At 39.5% G+C, this 16879-nt stretch carries 18 protein-coding genes; all 18 read right to left on the reverse strand.

The genetic code is table 11. The annotated features are described in order from the left end of the window. Positions 1–717 carry a DUF881 domain-containing protein gene (locus BBI08_RS11415; protein WP_008498012.1) on the reverse strand — a complete coding sequence of 239 codons (717 nt, stop codon included), beginning with the start codon at positions 715–717 and terminating at the stop codon, positions 1–3. Between the two features lie 16 nt (positions 718–733). Next, a complete protein-coding gene (locus tag BBI08_RS11420; protein ID WP_008498013.1) occupies positions 734–1459 on the reverse strand; it encodes a DUF881 domain-containing protein in 726 nt (241 codons plus the stop codon). Continuing rightward, positions 1437–2222 carry a cell division protein FtsQ/DivIB gene (locus BBI08_RS11425; RefSeq protein WP_065528112.1) on the reverse strand — a complete coding sequence of 262 codons (786 nt, stop codon included), beginning with the start codon at positions 2220–2222 and terminating at the stop codon, positions 1437–1439. The genes BBI08_RS11420 and BBI08_RS11425 overlap by 23 nt, the downstream gene beginning before the upstream one ends. 19 nt (positions 2223–2241) lie before the next feature. Then, on the reverse strand, positions 2242–3606 hold the full coding sequence (murD, locus tag BBI08_RS11430; protein ID WP_008498015.1) for a UDP-N-acetylmuramoyl-L-alanine--D-glutamate ligase: 1365 nt from the start codon (positions 3604–3606) through the stop codon (positions 2242–2244). Continuing rightward, positions 3607–4575: a phospho-N-acetylmuramoyl-pentapeptide-transferase gene (gene mraY / locus BBI08_RS11435; protein ID WP_156874345.1), complete on the reverse strand. Its 969-nt coding sequence runs from the start codon at positions 4573–4575 to the stop codon at positions 3607–3609. Positions 4576–4600: 25 nt separating this feature from the next. Beyond that, positions 4601–6958 carry a penicillin-binding protein gene (locus tag BBI08_RS11440; RefSeq protein WP_065528113.1) on the reverse strand — a complete coding sequence of 786 codons (2358 nt, stop codon included), beginning with the start codon at positions 6956–6958 and terminating at the stop codon, positions 4601–4603. After that, positions 6955–7317, reverse strand: a complete 363-nt coding sequence (gene ftsL, locus BBI08_RS11445) for a cell division protein FtsL (RefSeq protein ID WP_008498018.1) — start codon at positions 7315–7317, stop codon at positions 6955–6957. Before ftsL ends, BBI08_RS11440 begins: the two co-directional genes overlap by 4 nt. Positions 7318–7329: 12 nt before the next feature. Then, positions 7330–8268, reverse strand: coding sequence for a 16S rRNA (cytosine(1402)-N(4))-methyltransferase RsmH (gene rsmH / locus BBI08_RS11450; RefSeq protein WP_008498019.1), 939 nt, complete (start codon positions 8266–8268; stop codon positions 7330–7332). A gap of 20 nt (positions 8269–8288) precedes the next feature. After that, positions 8289–8720 (reverse strand): division/cell wall cluster transcriptional repressor MraZ, encoded by a 432-nt coding sequence (gene mraZ, locus BBI08_RS11455; RefSeq protein ID WP_040850909.1) that lies wholly within the window; start codon positions 8718–8720, stop codon positions 8289–8291. 146 nt (positions 8721–8866) lie between these two features. Beyond that, on the reverse strand, positions 8867–10486 hold the full coding sequence (bshC, locus tag BBI08_RS11460) for a bacillithiol biosynthesis cysteine-adding enzyme BshC (RefSeq protein ID WP_008498021.1): 1620 nt from the start codon (positions 10484–10486) through the stop codon (positions 8867–8869). Positions 10487–10563: 77 nt separating this feature from the next. Continuing rightward, entirely contained in the window at positions 10564–10941 is a 378-nt protein-coding gene (locus BBI08_RS11465) for a DUF3397 domain-containing protein (RefSeq protein WP_065528114.1), read from the reverse strand. Then, entirely contained in the window at positions 10938–11801 is an 864-nt protein-coding gene (locus BBI08_RS11470; protein ID WP_065528115.1) for a ketopantoate reductase family protein, read from the reverse strand. The genes BBI08_RS11465 and BBI08_RS11470 overlap by 4 nt, the downstream gene beginning before the upstream one ends. Before the next feature lie 80 nt (positions 11802–11881). Beyond that, positions 11882–13432 (reverse strand): acyl-CoA carboxylase subunit beta, encoded by a 1551-nt coding sequence (locus BBI08_RS11475; protein ID WP_008498025.1) that lies wholly within the window; start codon positions 13430–13432, stop codon positions 11882–11884. Between the two features lie 26 nt (positions 13433–13458). Beyond that, complete coding sequence (locus tag BBI08_RS11480) at positions 13459–13674, reverse strand: acyl-CoA carboxylase biotin carboxyl carrier protein subunit (protein WP_008498026.1); 216 nt, start codon at positions 13672–13674, stop codon at positions 13459–13461. Further along, positions 13671–15020 carry an acetyl-CoA carboxylase biotin carboxylase subunit gene (locus BBI08_RS11485; RefSeq protein ID WP_008498027.1) on the reverse strand — a complete coding sequence of 450 codons (1350 nt, stop codon included), beginning with the start codon at positions 15018–15020 and terminating at the stop codon, positions 13671–13673. The genes BBI08_RS11480 and BBI08_RS11485 overlap by 4 nt, the downstream gene beginning before the upstream one ends. A gap of 189 nt (positions 15021–15209) precedes the next feature. Beyond that, a complete protein-coding gene (locus tag BBI08_RS11490) occupies positions 15210–15962 on the reverse strand; it encodes an enoyl-CoA hydratase/isomerase family protein (RefSeq protein WP_155800279.1) in 753 nt (250 codons plus the stop codon). 113 nt (positions 15963–16075) lie between these two features. Continuing rightward, positions 16076–16252, reverse strand: coding sequence for a 50S ribosomal protein L32 (gene rpmF, locus BBI08_RS11495; protein WP_006828847.1), 177 nt, complete (start codon positions 16250–16252; stop codon positions 16076–16078). A gap of 24 nt (positions 16253–16276) precedes the next feature. Continuing rightward, complete coding sequence (locus BBI08_RS11500) at positions 16277–16810, reverse strand: YceD family protein (RefSeq protein ID WP_008498029.1); 534 nt, start codon at positions 16808–16810, stop codon at positions 16277–16279. Positions 16811–16879 lie beyond the last annotated feature (69 nt).

The following is a 16879-nucleotide window of genomic DNA, read 5'->3' on the forward strand; positions in this document are numbered from 1 at the left end:
CTATTCCCCCTCTATTGCCTGTAAATATTTGGTGTCTATAGTACCATCATATGCTTCGATCACCATATCGCTTTGTGGCACTGAAACCGTTAGTGACATATTATCGATATAAAAATCATCTAGAATACGTGATGCCAATAAATGATTATACAGCTTTTCTGAGTCATCAACCGACTTTGAAATAATTTTTATTGAAAATGGGGGTGTTTCAACCGGTTTGGCATTTACTGATGTCTGACCGTTTATGTCTCGTATCGAAGTCGTGTTAATGATTCGTTTTCCATCTATCGATACGTAGAGAGCATCATACCGATTGATTTCATTGACGAGTCGAATTAGTAAGTCTGGTGAAATTCCTTCGATTTCCAATCCTAACGCAACCGCTTCCATCGATGGCTCAACTAAAACCTCAAAACCAGGTCCAGTCGTTTCTGTTAAGCCAACAGCATTTCTTAGTTCTCCAGCGGTTTCACGTAATGCTTGTTCAGGGCTTTCATCTGCTGCTGTATTGTATTTGTCTAATGTTTCATCAAGAGTACCTATTTCTGAAAGTAGTTGTGAATGCAACTTTTTTTCTCTCGATAACTCTTGCCTTACTTCCCATACATCTCGCGTATCGCGTCTGTCAGGTTCATTGATTGTATTATATTGTATGGCGGTCATTAAGCCGATTAAAAACAGTATCGCCGTAAATCGAGTAAAAATCTTTTTCTTCACAAAATTCCCTCCTTACTCATGATTCCGTAAGTAAAGCAGGCATTTTGATGATTAACCCCTCATCCAATGTAACGATAATATTATCATTTACTAATTGATCCATAATTCCTCCGCTTAATTTCATTGAAGAAGACAATACTTTAGGCTCCCCGATTGCTTCAATCACAAAAGGAGCTGGATATTGTACGCCGTCTACAGTAATAACCGGGCCGGTACAAACAATATAAGAATTGGCGTGAATGCGCTGACCGTTAATTGAAATCGCTTCTGCACCCGAAATATACAATTCATTAATCACTTGGAAAACATGACTTTCATGAACAATGTAATCATTAGGGTTCACCGAGTTAGGGTTGTAATCACCATCTTTTAGCGTTACTTTTAAGCCACTTCCTTGAACCGGCACGACACCTAGATATCTTCGGAGTTCTTCTGCTTCTTTCGCATATTCCGTATAGCGGTTTTCTCCATCCGCAAAGGATTTTTCATACTCCTGAACTTCGCTTTGCTTTTCTTGCAATTCATCTCGTAAGGCTTTATTGCGCTCTTGCTGATTAATTAACTCTTTCCGATACCGTTCTTCTTGTTCAAAAAAGGCACCACCCGTATAGCCTTCCGTCTCTTTGTTGGCGTTGGAAAGACTATAGGAATAGGCCATGATAAATCCAAGAACTAAGAATACCAATGAAAAGACAATTGATTTACTAATATTTTTGCGGCTATTCCTCTTCGGCGGTTTCATCTTCCGGAGCCTCCTCTGCAAAACCATAAGCATCTGCATAAGAGCGGAAATATATTCCGACTTCCATATCAATTATCCCTTTTTGATCTTCCTCTAGTTGCGCGATAACAGATGGATAATAATTTATCTTCTCAGCCAATGTACTTAGTATTCCATGAATTTCGTTTCCGTCATTCATATACAAAGTAACAAAATCTGCATCTTTTTCTTTAGAATCTAAAATGATTTGAGAAATCAATTGTAGAACTTCCGGATTTATCTCCGCTAATTGATCTATCAACTTCCCTCTTTTTTTCTCGTCATCAAAATTCGAATAAATTGGACCATCGATAACCGTGACTGGCTGCTTTAGCGCTAGATTATTTGATAAAACGATCTGGTAACTGTTGCCACGGTCTAAATATCCCATTTGAACATATTCTTTTAGATCAATTTCAACGCCGGTCAACCAATTCCTTTTGACCGATGCTTTTTCCACCCATTCCAACTTTTCGAGCTGTTGCGCAACAGCTCGCGTATCGAAAGACCACATTGAATCACCGATTACTAATCCACTTGCTGCCTGATAGCTTTTCTGATTAAAAAGAACAGCACCTTCTATAGTGATGGTCTGAATTTCACTGTACTTCGACTGGCTGTATAAAAGTACGGCAAGCAAAGTGAGAAAAATGAGCAACAGCGCCACGAACTTGCGATTGGTTCTTTTTTTCCGTCGATCGCGGAGCGATGGGATGCGTTCTTCGATGTCAATCACTTTGTCCATAATTGCTGCCCCTTATCTTTTATTCGTTTGCTTCCGTCATTTGGTGGACTGCGGAAATGAATGCATCTCCTCGGATTTCAAAACTATCGTACTGATCCCAACTAGCACATGCGGGTGACAATAAGATGGTATCGCCATCTGCTGACGCTTGGATAGCTTTTTTGACTGCATCGTCCATTTTATCCGCTTGGATAATGGTCTGCACGCCGCTTTCTTCTGCAAATGCAGTAAATCGCTGAGCTGTCTCTCCAAAAGTCACCAATACCTTGACGCGGTCCATAAACGGACGGATTTCATCCAATGAATGATTACGCTCTAAGCCACCAGCCAATAAAATAATATTCTCTGGAAAAGCTTCTAATGCACTTTTTGTCGCCAAAGCATTGGTGGCTTTTGAATCGTTGTAAAATTTACGGCCTTGCCATTCTTTAATAAATTGTGATCGGTGCTTTACACCTGTAAACGAAGTAAGAACGCGTATAATGGTTTCTTTTGTTCCACCTTGAATTAACGTTGCTGCTGCCGCCGCTAAAATGTTTTCTAAATTATGTTGTCCTGCCAACATGATTTTCGAACGTTCAATTAGCTTTTCACCTTGCCAATATACATAGTTATCGTCTGCGCTAACACTTTCTTCAGTTCGTCCTTTAAGTGTAAAAGGCACCAATTTCGCTTTGCAACTCTTTGCATGCTCTACTAGTAGAGGTTGGTCAGCGTTATAAATAAAATAGTCATCCGTTGTTTGGTTTGAAGTGAGCTTCATTTTAGAAGTACGGTAATCTTCGATTGTTCCATGATAATCCAAATGCGCTTCATATATGTTCGTAATAATTGCGATTGTCGGTCGGAAAGCTACCGTTCCTTTTAACTGGAAGGAAGACAATTCCGTCACAATGACATTACTTGCTTTTGCTTTTTCTGCAACGCCGCTCGCTACTGTTCCGATATTCCCAGCAATTAATGGATTTTTATTGTCTTGGTTTAACATATGGAACAATAACGTAGTTGTCGTTGTTTTCCCGTTCGAACCGGTGATCCCAATAAATGGTGCTTCACTAATCAAATAAGCCAATTCAATTTCCGTCCATACTGGAATTTTCTTTTGCATAGCGGATTGAATTAAAATATTTGTATACGGAATACCTGGGTTTTTAACAACCAATTCAAAACCTTCTTCTAGAAGGTCTTCTGGGTGTCTCCCGCAAATAACGGTAACCCCCATATTTAATAATTCTTGAGCTTCAGGATTCTCTTCAAAAGGCTTGGAATCATTAACAGTGACAAATGCACCTAACTTATTTAAAATTCGGGCTGCTGTAAATCCGCTTTTCGCTAATCCTAAAACCAGAACTTTCTTTTGATATAATTGTGGAGCTTCTTTCATTTACATTACCTCCAAAAAGACGGCAATTGCCGCACTGATAAGACCGACTGACCAGAATACAATAACTACTTTCCATTCCGACCATCCGCTCAATTCAAAATGATGGTGAATAGGACTCATTTTAAAAATTCGTTTTTGACGCAATTTAAAACTACCAACTTGTAAAATTACTGAAGCTGTTTCTACAACAAACACAAGTCCGATTAATAGCAATAACAATTCTTGTTTTAGCAAGATTGATACCATGGCTAATGCGCCACCTAGCGCTAATGAGCCTGTATCTCCCATGAAAACTTTTGCTGGGTATTTATTGAAGATCAAGAAACCTAGCAAGCCTCCTGTTACGGAAAAAGTGAAAATTGCGATAGCCATTTCACCTTGATAAATCGCTAATACACCAAATGCCGCAAAAGCAATAGAAGCAGTACCTGCTACTAAACCATCAAGTCCATCAGTTAAGTTAACGGCATTTGAAAATCCAACTAACCAAAATATGATAAAGAACACATATAGCCATGATAACTCAATGGAAATGTTTGTAAAGGGGATATTGACCCCTGTCTCAAAGTCACTACCACTTAACACAAAGAAGGATATAACAGCGATAATGATTTGTGCGATTAGTTTTTGTAAAGATGTTAAGCCAAGATTTCTTTTTAATACTACTTTGATAAAGTCATCCAAAAAACCGATTAATCCATAACCGAAAAGAACCAAAAGTAAAATCCATACTTTAGCGGTTAATAATCCAGCAATAAAAGTAACGACTAACACCGTAATAATAATAGCGATTAAGAAAACAAGTCCTCCCATAGTGGGAGTGCCTGTTTTCTTCATATGTGATTCAGGTCCTTCTTCTCGGATGCTTTGTCCAAATTTCATTCTTTTTAATAACGGGATAAATACCGGCATTAGGATAACCGTTAGTAACAAAGTGATTCCGAGGCTCATTAGTGTAAAAGTACTCATTGGTATAACTCCTTTAAACACAAGACTACTCAGTAGATTCGTCTGTTTGTGATTCTATATTTGCTTGTGCTTCTGTATTTGGTTGTGTTTCTGTTTCTGTTTCTGTTTGTATTTCAACTTCCGTTTCTTCTACTATGGTTTCGGAACCGGTGTCCTCTAAAACTTCTTGTTCAGACTGAATTTGATCTTCTCCTGGATTTTCTTCTTGTGCTTTTGCTTGTGCAGGATAAAAAATCTCAGGTGGAACAAGTTCAATAATTACAGGGGCATTCCCCACCACAAGCTGTCCTGATTCAATGCTTTGTGTCATTGCATAACCTTGTCCAGCAATTTCTAGCGCCAAACCACTTAAAGATTGATAAGCAAGCAATTCTCTCTTAGACCATCCAGTAAAATCAGGTAGCGTTGTGTCTCCAGCTGTTTCCAGGATTACTCGTCCACCCTTTAAGACAGCATTTCCGGCTTCTGGGTACTGAGAGATAATCTCTTCGGTATTTCCTATCACTTCAACTTCAATACCCAATTCTTGCAAAGCTTCAGTCGCTTGTGTCACTGTTTTACCTGTATATTCTTCCATAGGAACCGTCGCTGCTTCAGCCATATTTTCTGGTTCGATGTTTAAATACTTTAGACTATTCTCCATTACGGAAGTAAAGATTTTCGCTACTGGCACAGAACCATACTCGTTAGCTGGCACATTAGGTTGTTGAACACCTATATAGATTAGCAATTCCGGATCATCAGCAGGAGCCATACCTAAAAAGGAGAACAAGTAATTATTTCTACCCGTTAGATAACCGCCACCTTCTTTTGGTACTTGTGCTGTCCCTGTTTTTCCAGCGATCGTATAATCTTTTAACGCAAAACCTCGCGCTGAACCTACATCAGACGTAACTGTTGAAGCCAATACTTCTTTGACTTTATTTGCAGTTTCAGCAGAAATTGGCTGTCCTGCTTCTTGCGGTTTGCTTTTAACTGTAACTTTTCCTGTATCGGAATTTTTAATTTGATCGATCACATACGGTTTCATCATGACCCCGTCATTGGCAATGGCAGACGCTGCTTGAATCATTTGAATAGGCGTAACGGTTGACCCTTGTCCGTATGCTGTCGTTAATTTATTTATTGGCCATTGGTTAAGGATTTTACCCGATGCCTCTTTTGGCAAGTCAATCCCTGTTTGATCACCGAAACCAAAAGCATCCACATAATTCATGAAAGTGTCTGCTCCAAGGCGTTCTAGCAAATAAGCCATCGAAACGTTAGATGAACGTTGGAAGCCTTCTAAAAATGAAATCGTTCCCCAACCTCGACCACTGTTATGATCTCCGATTTTACTATCTAGTAAAGTGTAAGTACCCGATTTATAAGTAGCATTTGGATCCCATTTACCTTCTTCGATAGCTGCGGCTAATGTGAACATCTTCATCGGTGAACCGGGTTCAATTGTTAGTTCGATACTTTCATTTAGCCAGTTATCTGATAATCCTTCTCGCGTATTCGGATCAAATGTTGGGCGTTGAGACATTGCCAAAATTTCACCTGTTTTAGGATCAGCAATTACTGCAATCATTCGTGTAGGATCGTACTCTTCTTGTACGCCCGTCATTGCATCCTCTAAGAAATTTTGCAAAGTTTTGTCCAATGTAAGTTGGACGTCCGCCCCGTTTACTGCAGGAGTGATCGCGGATTCATTATTTGGCAGTAAAAAGCCCCATTTATCCGTATCAAACTCCATTTTGCCATTTTTCCCTGTTAACACATCATTATGAATCGATTCAAGACCCATTCTGCCCGTAGTTTTTGTTTCTCCATTTTCTAGCTCTTCTTTCATCGCATAGCCAATCAAATGAGAAGCAAAAACGCCGTTAGGGTATAATCTTTTTAAATCTCGAACAAACAACAAGCCTGGAATGTCTTCTTCTTTCATTTCGAGCATCTGCGTGTGACTAATTTCACGACCAGCGGAACCAAATTCTACTTGATACCGGTCTTTTTCGACACCGCTCTTTAATATTTCTAGAATTTTTTCTTCAGAAGCATTCAAATATCCCGCTAATTTCTTAGCGGTTTCTTCAACATCTACCACATGTTGCGGATCACTAGCTTTTTGAGTAACTGATTCATCAACTACTGCGACTAGTTTATAGGTCAGTGTATCTTCAGCTATCACTTCACCATTGCGATCAACAATGCGTCCACGTTCAGCAGTCAACACTTCTTCTTGACTGTATTTTGCCGCAGCTTTAGCAGCAAGTTCTTGTCCTTCCACTTTCCCCGTGGCTTGTATGGTTACAATTCTCGCCAATAAAAGGAAAAAGAGCCCTGCGAATAACAAAAATAGCAGAAAGGCTCCTCCTTGAAATCGAAACTTTTTTTTCATTGCCCAGGCACTACCTTTACATTTTGCTCATTTAATTTAAGGCCAAGTTCTTTTGCTTTAGACCAAATGCGCGAATATGAAGAGAGTTCACTTACCTGTACGGACAAATCTGTATTTTGCTTCGTAGTTTCATTGACTGATTGTTCAATTTTTTGAATTTCCTGAGTTGATGCTTGAATCGTTGCCTGATTCTGCAAAACCAGCAATGCACACATAATACAGACTGCTACAAAAGTTGTATACAGAATTTTTTCACCTTTGGTGATTAAGCCTTTTTTTCTAATCGATTGTTGCTGGCTCGGATTTTGAGGTGCGGCCGGCTGTTGGATGTAATCGTCTGTTCTTGCATTCAGTGCCATCTGAACACGTCCTTACTCGTTTATTTTTTCTGCAATCCGCAATTTAGCGGAGCGTGATCGATTGTTATGTTCTAGCTCTTCTTCTGAAGGTAATATTGGTTTTCTTGTAATTAATTTTAAGATTGGTTCCATTCCATCAGGAATTACCGGTAAATTTGGTGGCAATTCAGGTAATGAAGAAGCTTCTTTTAAAATCGCTTTACAAAGCCGATCTTCTAACGAATGGAAAGTGATAACACTAATTCTTCCACCGATCGCTAACAGGCTAACAGCGTCTTGCAAAGACGTTTCCGCTGCACCTAGTTCATCATTCACTGCGATTCGAATGGCTTGGAATACTCTTTTCGCAGGATGACCACCTTTTCGGCGTGCAAAGGCAGGAATTCCATCTTTGATGCATTCGACTAATTGTCCAGTTGTTTCAATCGGCTGCTTATCTCTTGCAGCCTCAATTTTGCGTGCAATTTGCTTAGAAAATTTCTCTTCGCCATAACGATAAAAAATTCTTACTAAATCTTCAAAAGACCATTCATTTACCACATGATATGCGCTAAGCTCAGCGCTTTGGTCCATTCGCATGTCTAATGGTGCATCATTGTGATAACTAAATCCTCGTTCTGGTGTATCCAATTGTGGAGAAGAAACGCCTAAGTCATATAGTATGCCGTCAACTTTTTCTACTCCACGCATTTCCAATTCTTCTTTTAAAAATTTAAAGTTGGCATGGATAAATGTAATTCTATGTAAGTACTCTTGTAGTTTTTCTTTTGCATGAGCTATCGCCGTTGCGTCTTGATCGAAACAATATAAATGACCTTGGTCAGATAATTGCTGAACCAAATATTCGCTGTGTCCTGCTCCGCCCAGTGTACAATCAACATATATGCCATCAGGACGAACGTTCAGACCATCGACAGTTTCATGCAGTAAAACCGTGGTGTGATTGAACAATCCATTCCCCCCGTTCACTTTTAAAAGTCAAAATCAGTTAAATTTTCCGCGATTTCACTAAAGGAATCCTCGGATGCTGCAAAATAGCTTTCCCATGAATCTTTTGCCCATATTTCAAAACGGTTGGAAACACCTAAGATAATGCATTCTTTTTCAAGTTTCGCGTAAGAAATTAATGTCATCGGTATATTGACGCGCCCCTGCTTATCAAGTTCCACTTCTGAGGCACCTGAGAAAAAAAAGCGTGTAAAAGCACGTGCGTCTTTTTTAGTGACCGGCAGTTCCTTGAGCTTTTCTTCAATTTTCTGCCATTCGTCCATAGTGTAGCCAAATAAGCACTGATCCAGACCTCGAGTGATCACAAAACAATCCCCCAAGAGTTCACGGAATTTAGCCGGTATGATTAACCGTCCTTTTGCATCAACGCTATGTTGATATTCGCCCATGAACATATCCTTCACCCCACTTATTGTAATAAATGTACCACAATCCCCCACTTGTCACCACTTGTTTTTGAAATATTTCATGTTTGTTACAGCAAAATATTTCAACAAGTTATTTTGACATAAAAAAAGCCTGCATATGCAGGCTTTTCAGCTTAAAAATAAATAATTTTATGATTTTTGTCATAACTGAGCGGAAGTGCTAAAAGATCTTTTACAAGCTCTGTCCCATACTGATTCATATAAGTAAACGGACTATAAATTCTTTCTTGGAAACCACCATTTGGTAATAGCTCATTTTCAATAGCAGCGTAATGTCCGAACTCAATGCTGTTTTGCAGTACTATTTCATCTTGCAATTTATTTCCCAAAAACTTTAGTTGCTTCACATGCAATTGCAAATTCTTCTCGACAATAGGTGTTAACCCTTTACTTATTGAAGAAAATTGTTGATTGATTTGCTCATAGGTTTTTTCTAATTCAACTTCTAAATTCGTAAGTAGCATTTCGGCTTCTTGATCCCGAATCGTCTCCATTAATTGATTTTTCATCGCCGATACTTGACGACCGTTGACAACAGATGAAAAATCCAATTCGTATTTATTTAGCAAACGCTGTGTTTTGCGGTTTACCAAAGTCAAACTTAGGCGAGGCATAATGACTGGCAATTCCATATTGAATAACTCAAAAGCTCCTTTTAAAGCTGCCCAATATGCAATTTCACCAGGACCTCCAACAAAAGCTAATACAGGAAAAACCATTTCCTGCATTAATGGACGCGTTACTACATTATTACTCAATAATTCCGGCGTTTTTTCTGCAATAGCTAGCAGTTGCTGTTTTGTATATCGGATTGAACCGTTGTTCGCTACAAACTCTTGACCTTCACGCTCTAGTAATAGACGTTCTCCTTTTACCGTAATAAATAGATTTGCAGCAGTTTCTTCTGCTCCAATCACCGCGCTATAGCCATCTTCTACAAGGGAACTCTCAGTAGCAGTGACTGTTTTTGCTATATTAGCCGAACGTTCAATCATTTCCACAAAGTAAGGTGATTCATACTTTCGAAACGCTTCGTCAGCAGCATCTATATACAGAAGTCCTTCTTCCTGAAAGAAATAATGGATAAGTGCTGCGAAAAAGTCTGTGAACGATTGAGAGTTTTCCAACAAACCAAATGCCAGTTCTTGAATTTCTTTAGAGTGTTCCGTTTCTGGAAGACTGCGGAAGTATTCTTCTAAAAAAGAAGCTGTTTTAGGTTTATTGAGATTTGCAGTAGAAGCTGAGTTTTTGCCGTATTCAGCGTAAGGGATATTCAATTTGTCCATCCGTCCATTTATTTCTCGATAAAGGTGGCTAACTTCAGCTAAATCATGATCTTCTCCAGCAATCCAAAAAACTGGCACAACGGGTGTCTGCAGTTGCTCAGAAGCTTGTCTCGCAAGGATGATGACAGATATTGCTTTATGTACCGTATATAATGGTCCTGTTAAAATACCCGCTTGTTGACCTGTGACAACCACCGGTGCACCTGCTTCAAAATCAGCTAAATTCTGCTGTGCCGCTTCGGACAATTTTTCAGGCTTCATATAATCACGAATTATGCCTGCTAACTTTGACCGATCAACAGGATGATTTTGAAGGTTTTTCAACCGTTTTTCAAATGACTCTAGTTGCGGATCATATGAAAAATACTGGCGGAGTACCGGTTTGCCATTTATATAATCACTCATCAGTTTACTGGCTGGTTCTACGTACCGTTCCTCTACTTTCATAAAAAAAGTCCCCTTTTCCGTTTACATTCAAAATCTACTATAGCAAACGCATCTCTCAAAGAAAAAAAATACGCCTACTAAATTGATTTAACAATGATGGAAACAAGACCAACTATCCATACAAGAGCATAAAGAGAAGCCAATAGTAAAAAGTAAGTTCTCCATAGCTTACGGAAAAACGGAATGATTTCGAGTTCTTTTGTGTTTCTCCATTCAATGACTAACATAATAATCGCTAACACAAGCGCGACGAAATAAATATACGCAGAAATGGAAAGTCCCCATAGAAATTCCACACTAGCTGGGACAGAAAAGAATAACAAAAATGTCGTAACATCTGACGCTAAAACCAATGCTTTTTGTTTTTTTCTTTTTAGTGAAAAGAGATAAACAATAACAAAGAGAAGAAAAGGAATATACAGAAAGACTGTTGCAATTGTATACAATATTGTCATTTCGCTACCTCAACCGTTTTCAAAAGATGATAAAGTGCCTTGAATAACGGCAATTCTAGCTTAGATTGATTTAATACGTATACCATAAGACCATCAACCTCCATTGGATCATTAGCTAAACGGTCAGCAAGCATCCTCGATATTCTTTCGGGTTCTGCGGCACATAACGTTGCCACATTTTCAATCGGTTGCAACCATTCAATTTCTGGAAATGCCAAATACAGTTCACTATATAGATTTCGGAACAATTCATAAGCATGGGGATTCGTAATTAGCTCGCCATTACGTATTTTCATCATTGCAGTTAAAGGATCGATTAAACTGCTAAGCAATACGTTTTCAAAAAGCACTTTTTCAATATCCTCTACCCATTCACTTTGCCACGCAGTGGTCTTAAGAAGTGGTTGGAATTCTTCCGCCTGCCCTTTGACCAATCCAAATATAAATTGAGGGTTTTTACTAAAGCTGATTTCTGTATCACTCAACTTGATGCAATCTGTACCTAATATACCTGCAGCAATATGGCGATGAGATAATGCAGTGGCTTTTTCTAAAAAAAGCATCCCCTGCTGCAAAAAAATGATTTTATTGCTTGGGCGACGAATTTTCAACAACCTTAATATAGGTTGCAGTTCTTCCTGATTCACCGTCACAATAACAAAAGCATCTGAATCGATTTGTTCAAAGTCTGTATAGGCATCTACTTGTTGACGATTTTCACCATTTATAATTCCTTGCTCGTTAATCAACGCGGCTTGCTCTTCATGCTGTGTAATTACTTGCACTTCATGGCCCGCTTTTTTCAGTAGATAAGCTGGTAACAATCCACTGACTCCAGCTCCGATAATTGCATATTTCACGGAATCACTCCTTACAGTGCCACAATTTTTTCTTAAAAAAGAAGCCTGCCCATATTAGGCAGACTTCTAATAATAATTTATTATACAGGATAAATCGGATGTTTTCGATATGGCAATGGTAAATCTTTTGTTTCATAAAATGATAAGCGCTGAGACAGTACTGAACGCAATTGATGTGGTGCTACAATTTCGTCAACAATTAGTTCAGATGCCAAGCGATAAATATCGATTTCTTCTTTATACTCTTGATGTTTTTGTTGCACATATTGAAGACGTTCTTTCGGATCTTCAATCGCTTCTATTTTATTAGAGTAAACAGCATTTACAGCCGCCTCAGGGCCCATTACGGCAATTTGTGCTGTGGGCAATGCAATACAAACATCCGGCTCAAATGCAGGGCCTGCCATCGCGTATAATCCAGCACCATAAGCTTTGCGGACAATCACAGAAATTTTCGGCACAGTTGCAGAACTCATCGCAGCAATAAACTTAGCACCATGACGAATAATACCAGCACGTTCTACTTTCGTTCCAATCATAAATCCTGGAACATCGGCAAGGAACAGTAACGGAATTGAAAAGGCATCACAAAGATTGATAAATTTCGCGCCTTTATCGGCCGAATCACCAAACAATACGCCGCCTTTCACTTTCGGTTGGTTCGCAAGAATACCTACAACTTGGCCATCAATGCGTGCAATTCCAGTAATTAATTCACCAGCAAATAGCTTTTTAATATCAAAAAAGCTGCCTTCGTCAACCAATTGATCGATCAATTCATACATATCAAAAGGTGCATTTTGGTTTTCTGGAATCATTGCTTCTAGCGAACGTCCTGCTTTTGCCGCTTTTGCCTCAATCTTTTCAGGCTTCATTGCAAAGTTAGCTGGGAAGTTCGTCAAGTAGCGGCGCGCTTCTGAAATGGCTTCTTCTTCTGTAGCTACTAAAACATCACCAACACCACTCACTGTACAATGCATACGAGCCCCGCCCATTTCTTCTAGCGTCACTTTTTCACCGATAACTTTTTCAGCCATGCGTGGCGAGCCAAGATACATAGAAGCATTACCATCTACCATGATAACGATGTCACAAAAAGCAGGGATATAAGCTCCACCTGCAGCAGACGGACCGAATAGTAGACAGACTTGTGGAACCATTCCAGACATTCTTACTTGATTGTGGAATATTTTACCTGCACCGCGTCGGTTCGGGAACATATCTAGTTGATCTGTGATACGCGCACCAGCAGAATCTACTAAGTACAACATCGGTACTTGCATTTTTTCTGCAGTTTCTTGAATACGAATAATTTTTTCGACTGTACGCGAGCCCCACGAACCTGCTTTAACAGTAGAATCATTCGCCATTACACAAACCGTTTCACCATTCACTTTACCAATAGCTGTGACAACACCATCCGCTGGAAGGTCGTCTGCTTCTACATTGGCAAAACGTCCGTCTTCTGCGTAGTTTTCATCATCAAATAATAATTTCAAACGATCACGAACAAATAATTTATTGCTTTCTTTCATTTTATCGTGGTATTTTTGCTGCCCCCCAGCAAAAATCTTTGCAAGCTTTTGCTCTAAACGGTCATTATATCCTGTTGTTTCAGTCGTTTTTGTCATTGCACTGTCCCCTTTGCTTAAAACGATTACTCGCCTACTGTGATTAACAAATCGCCTTCGTTAACGAAACCGCCAATTTCAACATGAATTTTCTCTACAGTTCCGCCAATTTCAGCTTCTACTGGAATTTCCATTTTCATTGATTCGATCGTTAAAACAGCTTGTCCTGGAGTGATTGCTTGTCCTTCAGCTGCTAATACGTTTAATACTGTTCCTGCCATTGACGCTTTTAGTTCTTTCATAATGTATGTTCCTCCTTAGTTTTTTCCATCCATTGCGGCAATACCGCTGTAGCATAGTCGCCTGAAACAAATTGTTCCGACCCAACAAATTCTTTAAATAAAGAAATATTGGTTTTTACACCATTAATTGTAACATTATTAAAAAACGCTTGTGACTTCGATAAGGCTTCGTCACGATCTGCTCCGTGAATAATAACTTTAGAAATCATCGGATCATAAAAAGGTGTGACTAAATTGCCTTCTTCATAACCCGTTTCAATACGTGCCCCTTCACCCCACTGAAGCTTTTCAAGCTTGCCTGGTGACGGGAAAAAAGTTTTAGGATCTTCCGCATACACGCGGTATTCTATCGCATGGCCATGAGTTTGTATCGTGTCTTGAGCTGGGAGTTCTCCTCCGTCAGCGACATTTAATTGCCATTCAACCAAATCGAGTCCTGTTACTTCTTCTGTAACTGGGTGTTCAACTTGCAGGCGTGTATTCATTTCTAAAAAATAGAACTCGTTATTCGGATCAACGATAAACTCGACAGTACCTGCATTTGTATAATTCACTGCTTTTCCGGCCTGTAATGCTGCTTCACAAAGTCGCTCACGCACTTCTTGTGGCAAATTCGGTGAAGGTGATTCTTCAATCACTTTCTGATTACGACGCTGAACAGAACAATTTCGTTCATATAGATGAACAAGGTTGCCATGGTGATCTCCAAAAATTTGCACTTCGATATGACGTGCATCAGCAATAAATTTTTCAAGATAGATGACATCGTCACCAAAATAAGCTTTGGCACGGTTTTTAACTGATTCAAACTGTTGAGTGAGCGCTTGCTCACTTTCACAACGAACCATACCGATTCCACCGCCACCTGCACTCGCTTTTAACATGAGTGGATAACCGATTACTTCTGCTTCTTGCAAAGCTTCTTCGAGCGACTTTACGCCTTCTTCTGTACCTGGAACTACCGGTACTCCCGCTTGAATCATCGTTCTACGCGACTCAATTTTATCGCCCATCTTTTCAATAATATCGCTTGAAGGTCCGATAAAAGTCATACCGGCTACTGCGACTTTACGAGCAAAATCGGCGTTTTCGGACAACAAACCATATCCAGGGTGAATTCCATCGACCCCACGTTTTTTTGCTTCTTCAATGATTTTTTCAACTTGTAAATAAGACTGTACGACCGGGTTTGGACCGATCAGTACAGCTTCAGTTGCTTCACTAACGTAAGGCAGATCCCCATCAGCCTCAGAGTGAATAGCAACTGTTTCGATTCCAAGGCGATTACATGTACGAATAATTCGACGTGCAATCTCTCCTCGGTTCGCGATTAGGATTTTTTTCATATTTGAAATACCCCCTATGTTTTCTCCCTTCTATAGCATATACGAATTTTGTAAGCGATTTCAACTATTCGCTGAAATATTTCTTTTATTTTGTAATTTAATTGGTTTTAATTTATAAATTGAACAAGGCGAACTGGAGAAACTCTCTTTACTTTCGTAAAAAAAAGAAACCTTCTATAAAGCAAGGTTTCATTTTTTCGTTTTATTCAAAAAACGGTCGACAGCTTCATGATGAGGGTCTTTTTCCCACAGAACGGCACATTTCCGGACTTCTTGTTCAACGCGTTCTTGTAAATCCGTTTTTTGCCATTTACGAATAGCCATTTCTTTATAAGCTCGGTGAACATCCGGATGAATGTTTTTCATCCGTTCAAAAAACACTTGAATGTCCTGATCTTCTTGAATAATGGTCGTTGCCCAACCAAATTCTTTTAGTTCATTTGCCGTGTAAACTTTAGCTTCACTGAGCATTTTTAATGCTTTGTCATGCTGCAAAGTTTCAAAAAGATAAGTTCCGCCGCCCCAGCCACTAGTGATGGCAAGCGTCCCTTGGATAAAGCCGCATTTCGCGTGATCCCACACGAGCCTATAATCGCACGCTGTAGCGATTTCGCATCCTCCACCAACGGCAACACCATTAACTATGGCAACTACCGGTACAGGAAGCGTTTTGATCGAATACAGTACATCGCTCACTCGTTTTAGCATACTATATGCTTGTTGTTCTGTTCGAAGGGCATGAAAAACGGAAAGATCTCCTCCTGAACAAAAAGCCTGGTTACCTGAAGCCGTAATGATGACCATTCGTACAGAAGGATGTTTTGCTTTTTCTACCAATTTTTCAAGACCTTCAGTTACTTCAGTATTAATGGCGTTGCGAATTTCAGGACGGTCAATAGTAAATGTCATAATGCCGTCCATTAGGTTTATCGTATAAGACAATAAAATCCCTCTCTCTCCTGCCAGTTTTCTAACAAATATACTTACTTATGTATAGAGAAAAAGGCTATTGAGAGCCATGGCCTCTCAATAGCCTTTCAGCAGCAAATACTGTTTTATTTGCTTGCTACTACTTCTTTCCCTTTGTATGATCCACATGCTTTGCAGACGTGGTGAGCCAATTTACTTTCGCCACAGCTTGGGCAAATTACCATGCCCGGCACTGACAATTTAAAATGTGTACGGCGCTTTCTTTTAGCGGTTTTGGACGTTCTTCTAGCTGGTACAGCCATTGGTGACACCTCCTTACACTAATTCTATTCATCTGACTGATCAAAATACTTTGCTAAATCAGCAAGTCTTGGATCCGGTTTTGGTGGTGCCGCTTCTTTCTCTGCTTCATACTCTTCGTCTGTTGAATACGACCAATCATTTCCGCCTTTAATAACGTCTTGATCAGCGTTTTCCTTAAACACTTGAATCGGAATCTCTAGCAAAACGAGTTCTTCTAGTATTGGCTGAAGGTTTATAACTTCAGTTTCTACAAAATGAACATCACTCAGCTTGTCTTCTTGACCAGTTCCAGACCAATCGAAGACTTCAACCGTATCAACATTTATCGGAAACTCAACATCCTCCCAAGTTCGAGCACAAGGTAGCGTGAGCATGCCTTCGAGATGGAGTTGGCACGTTAATTGTTGCGAACCAATTGTGCAATGTCCTGTAACATGTACAGGTGAAACTTCCCGAATATCGCTATTCCGTGATTTCACTGCATCCAAATGAACCATTTGGTCAATTGGCAGTCCGTCTTTGCGATGCTTTTGTAGCTGTTGAATCGCTATTTTCATAAGTAATCACCTCAAGACAACAAAGTTGATTATATAATGCACAGAAAAAGATGTCAAGAAAAAATCTTG

Origin of the sequence: Planococcus halocryophilus, from assembly GCF_001687585.2 — a bacterium.
In the GTDB taxonomy this organism is placed as follows: Bacteria; Bacillota; Bacilli; order Bacillales_A; family Planococcaceae; genus Planococcus; species Planococcus halocryophilus.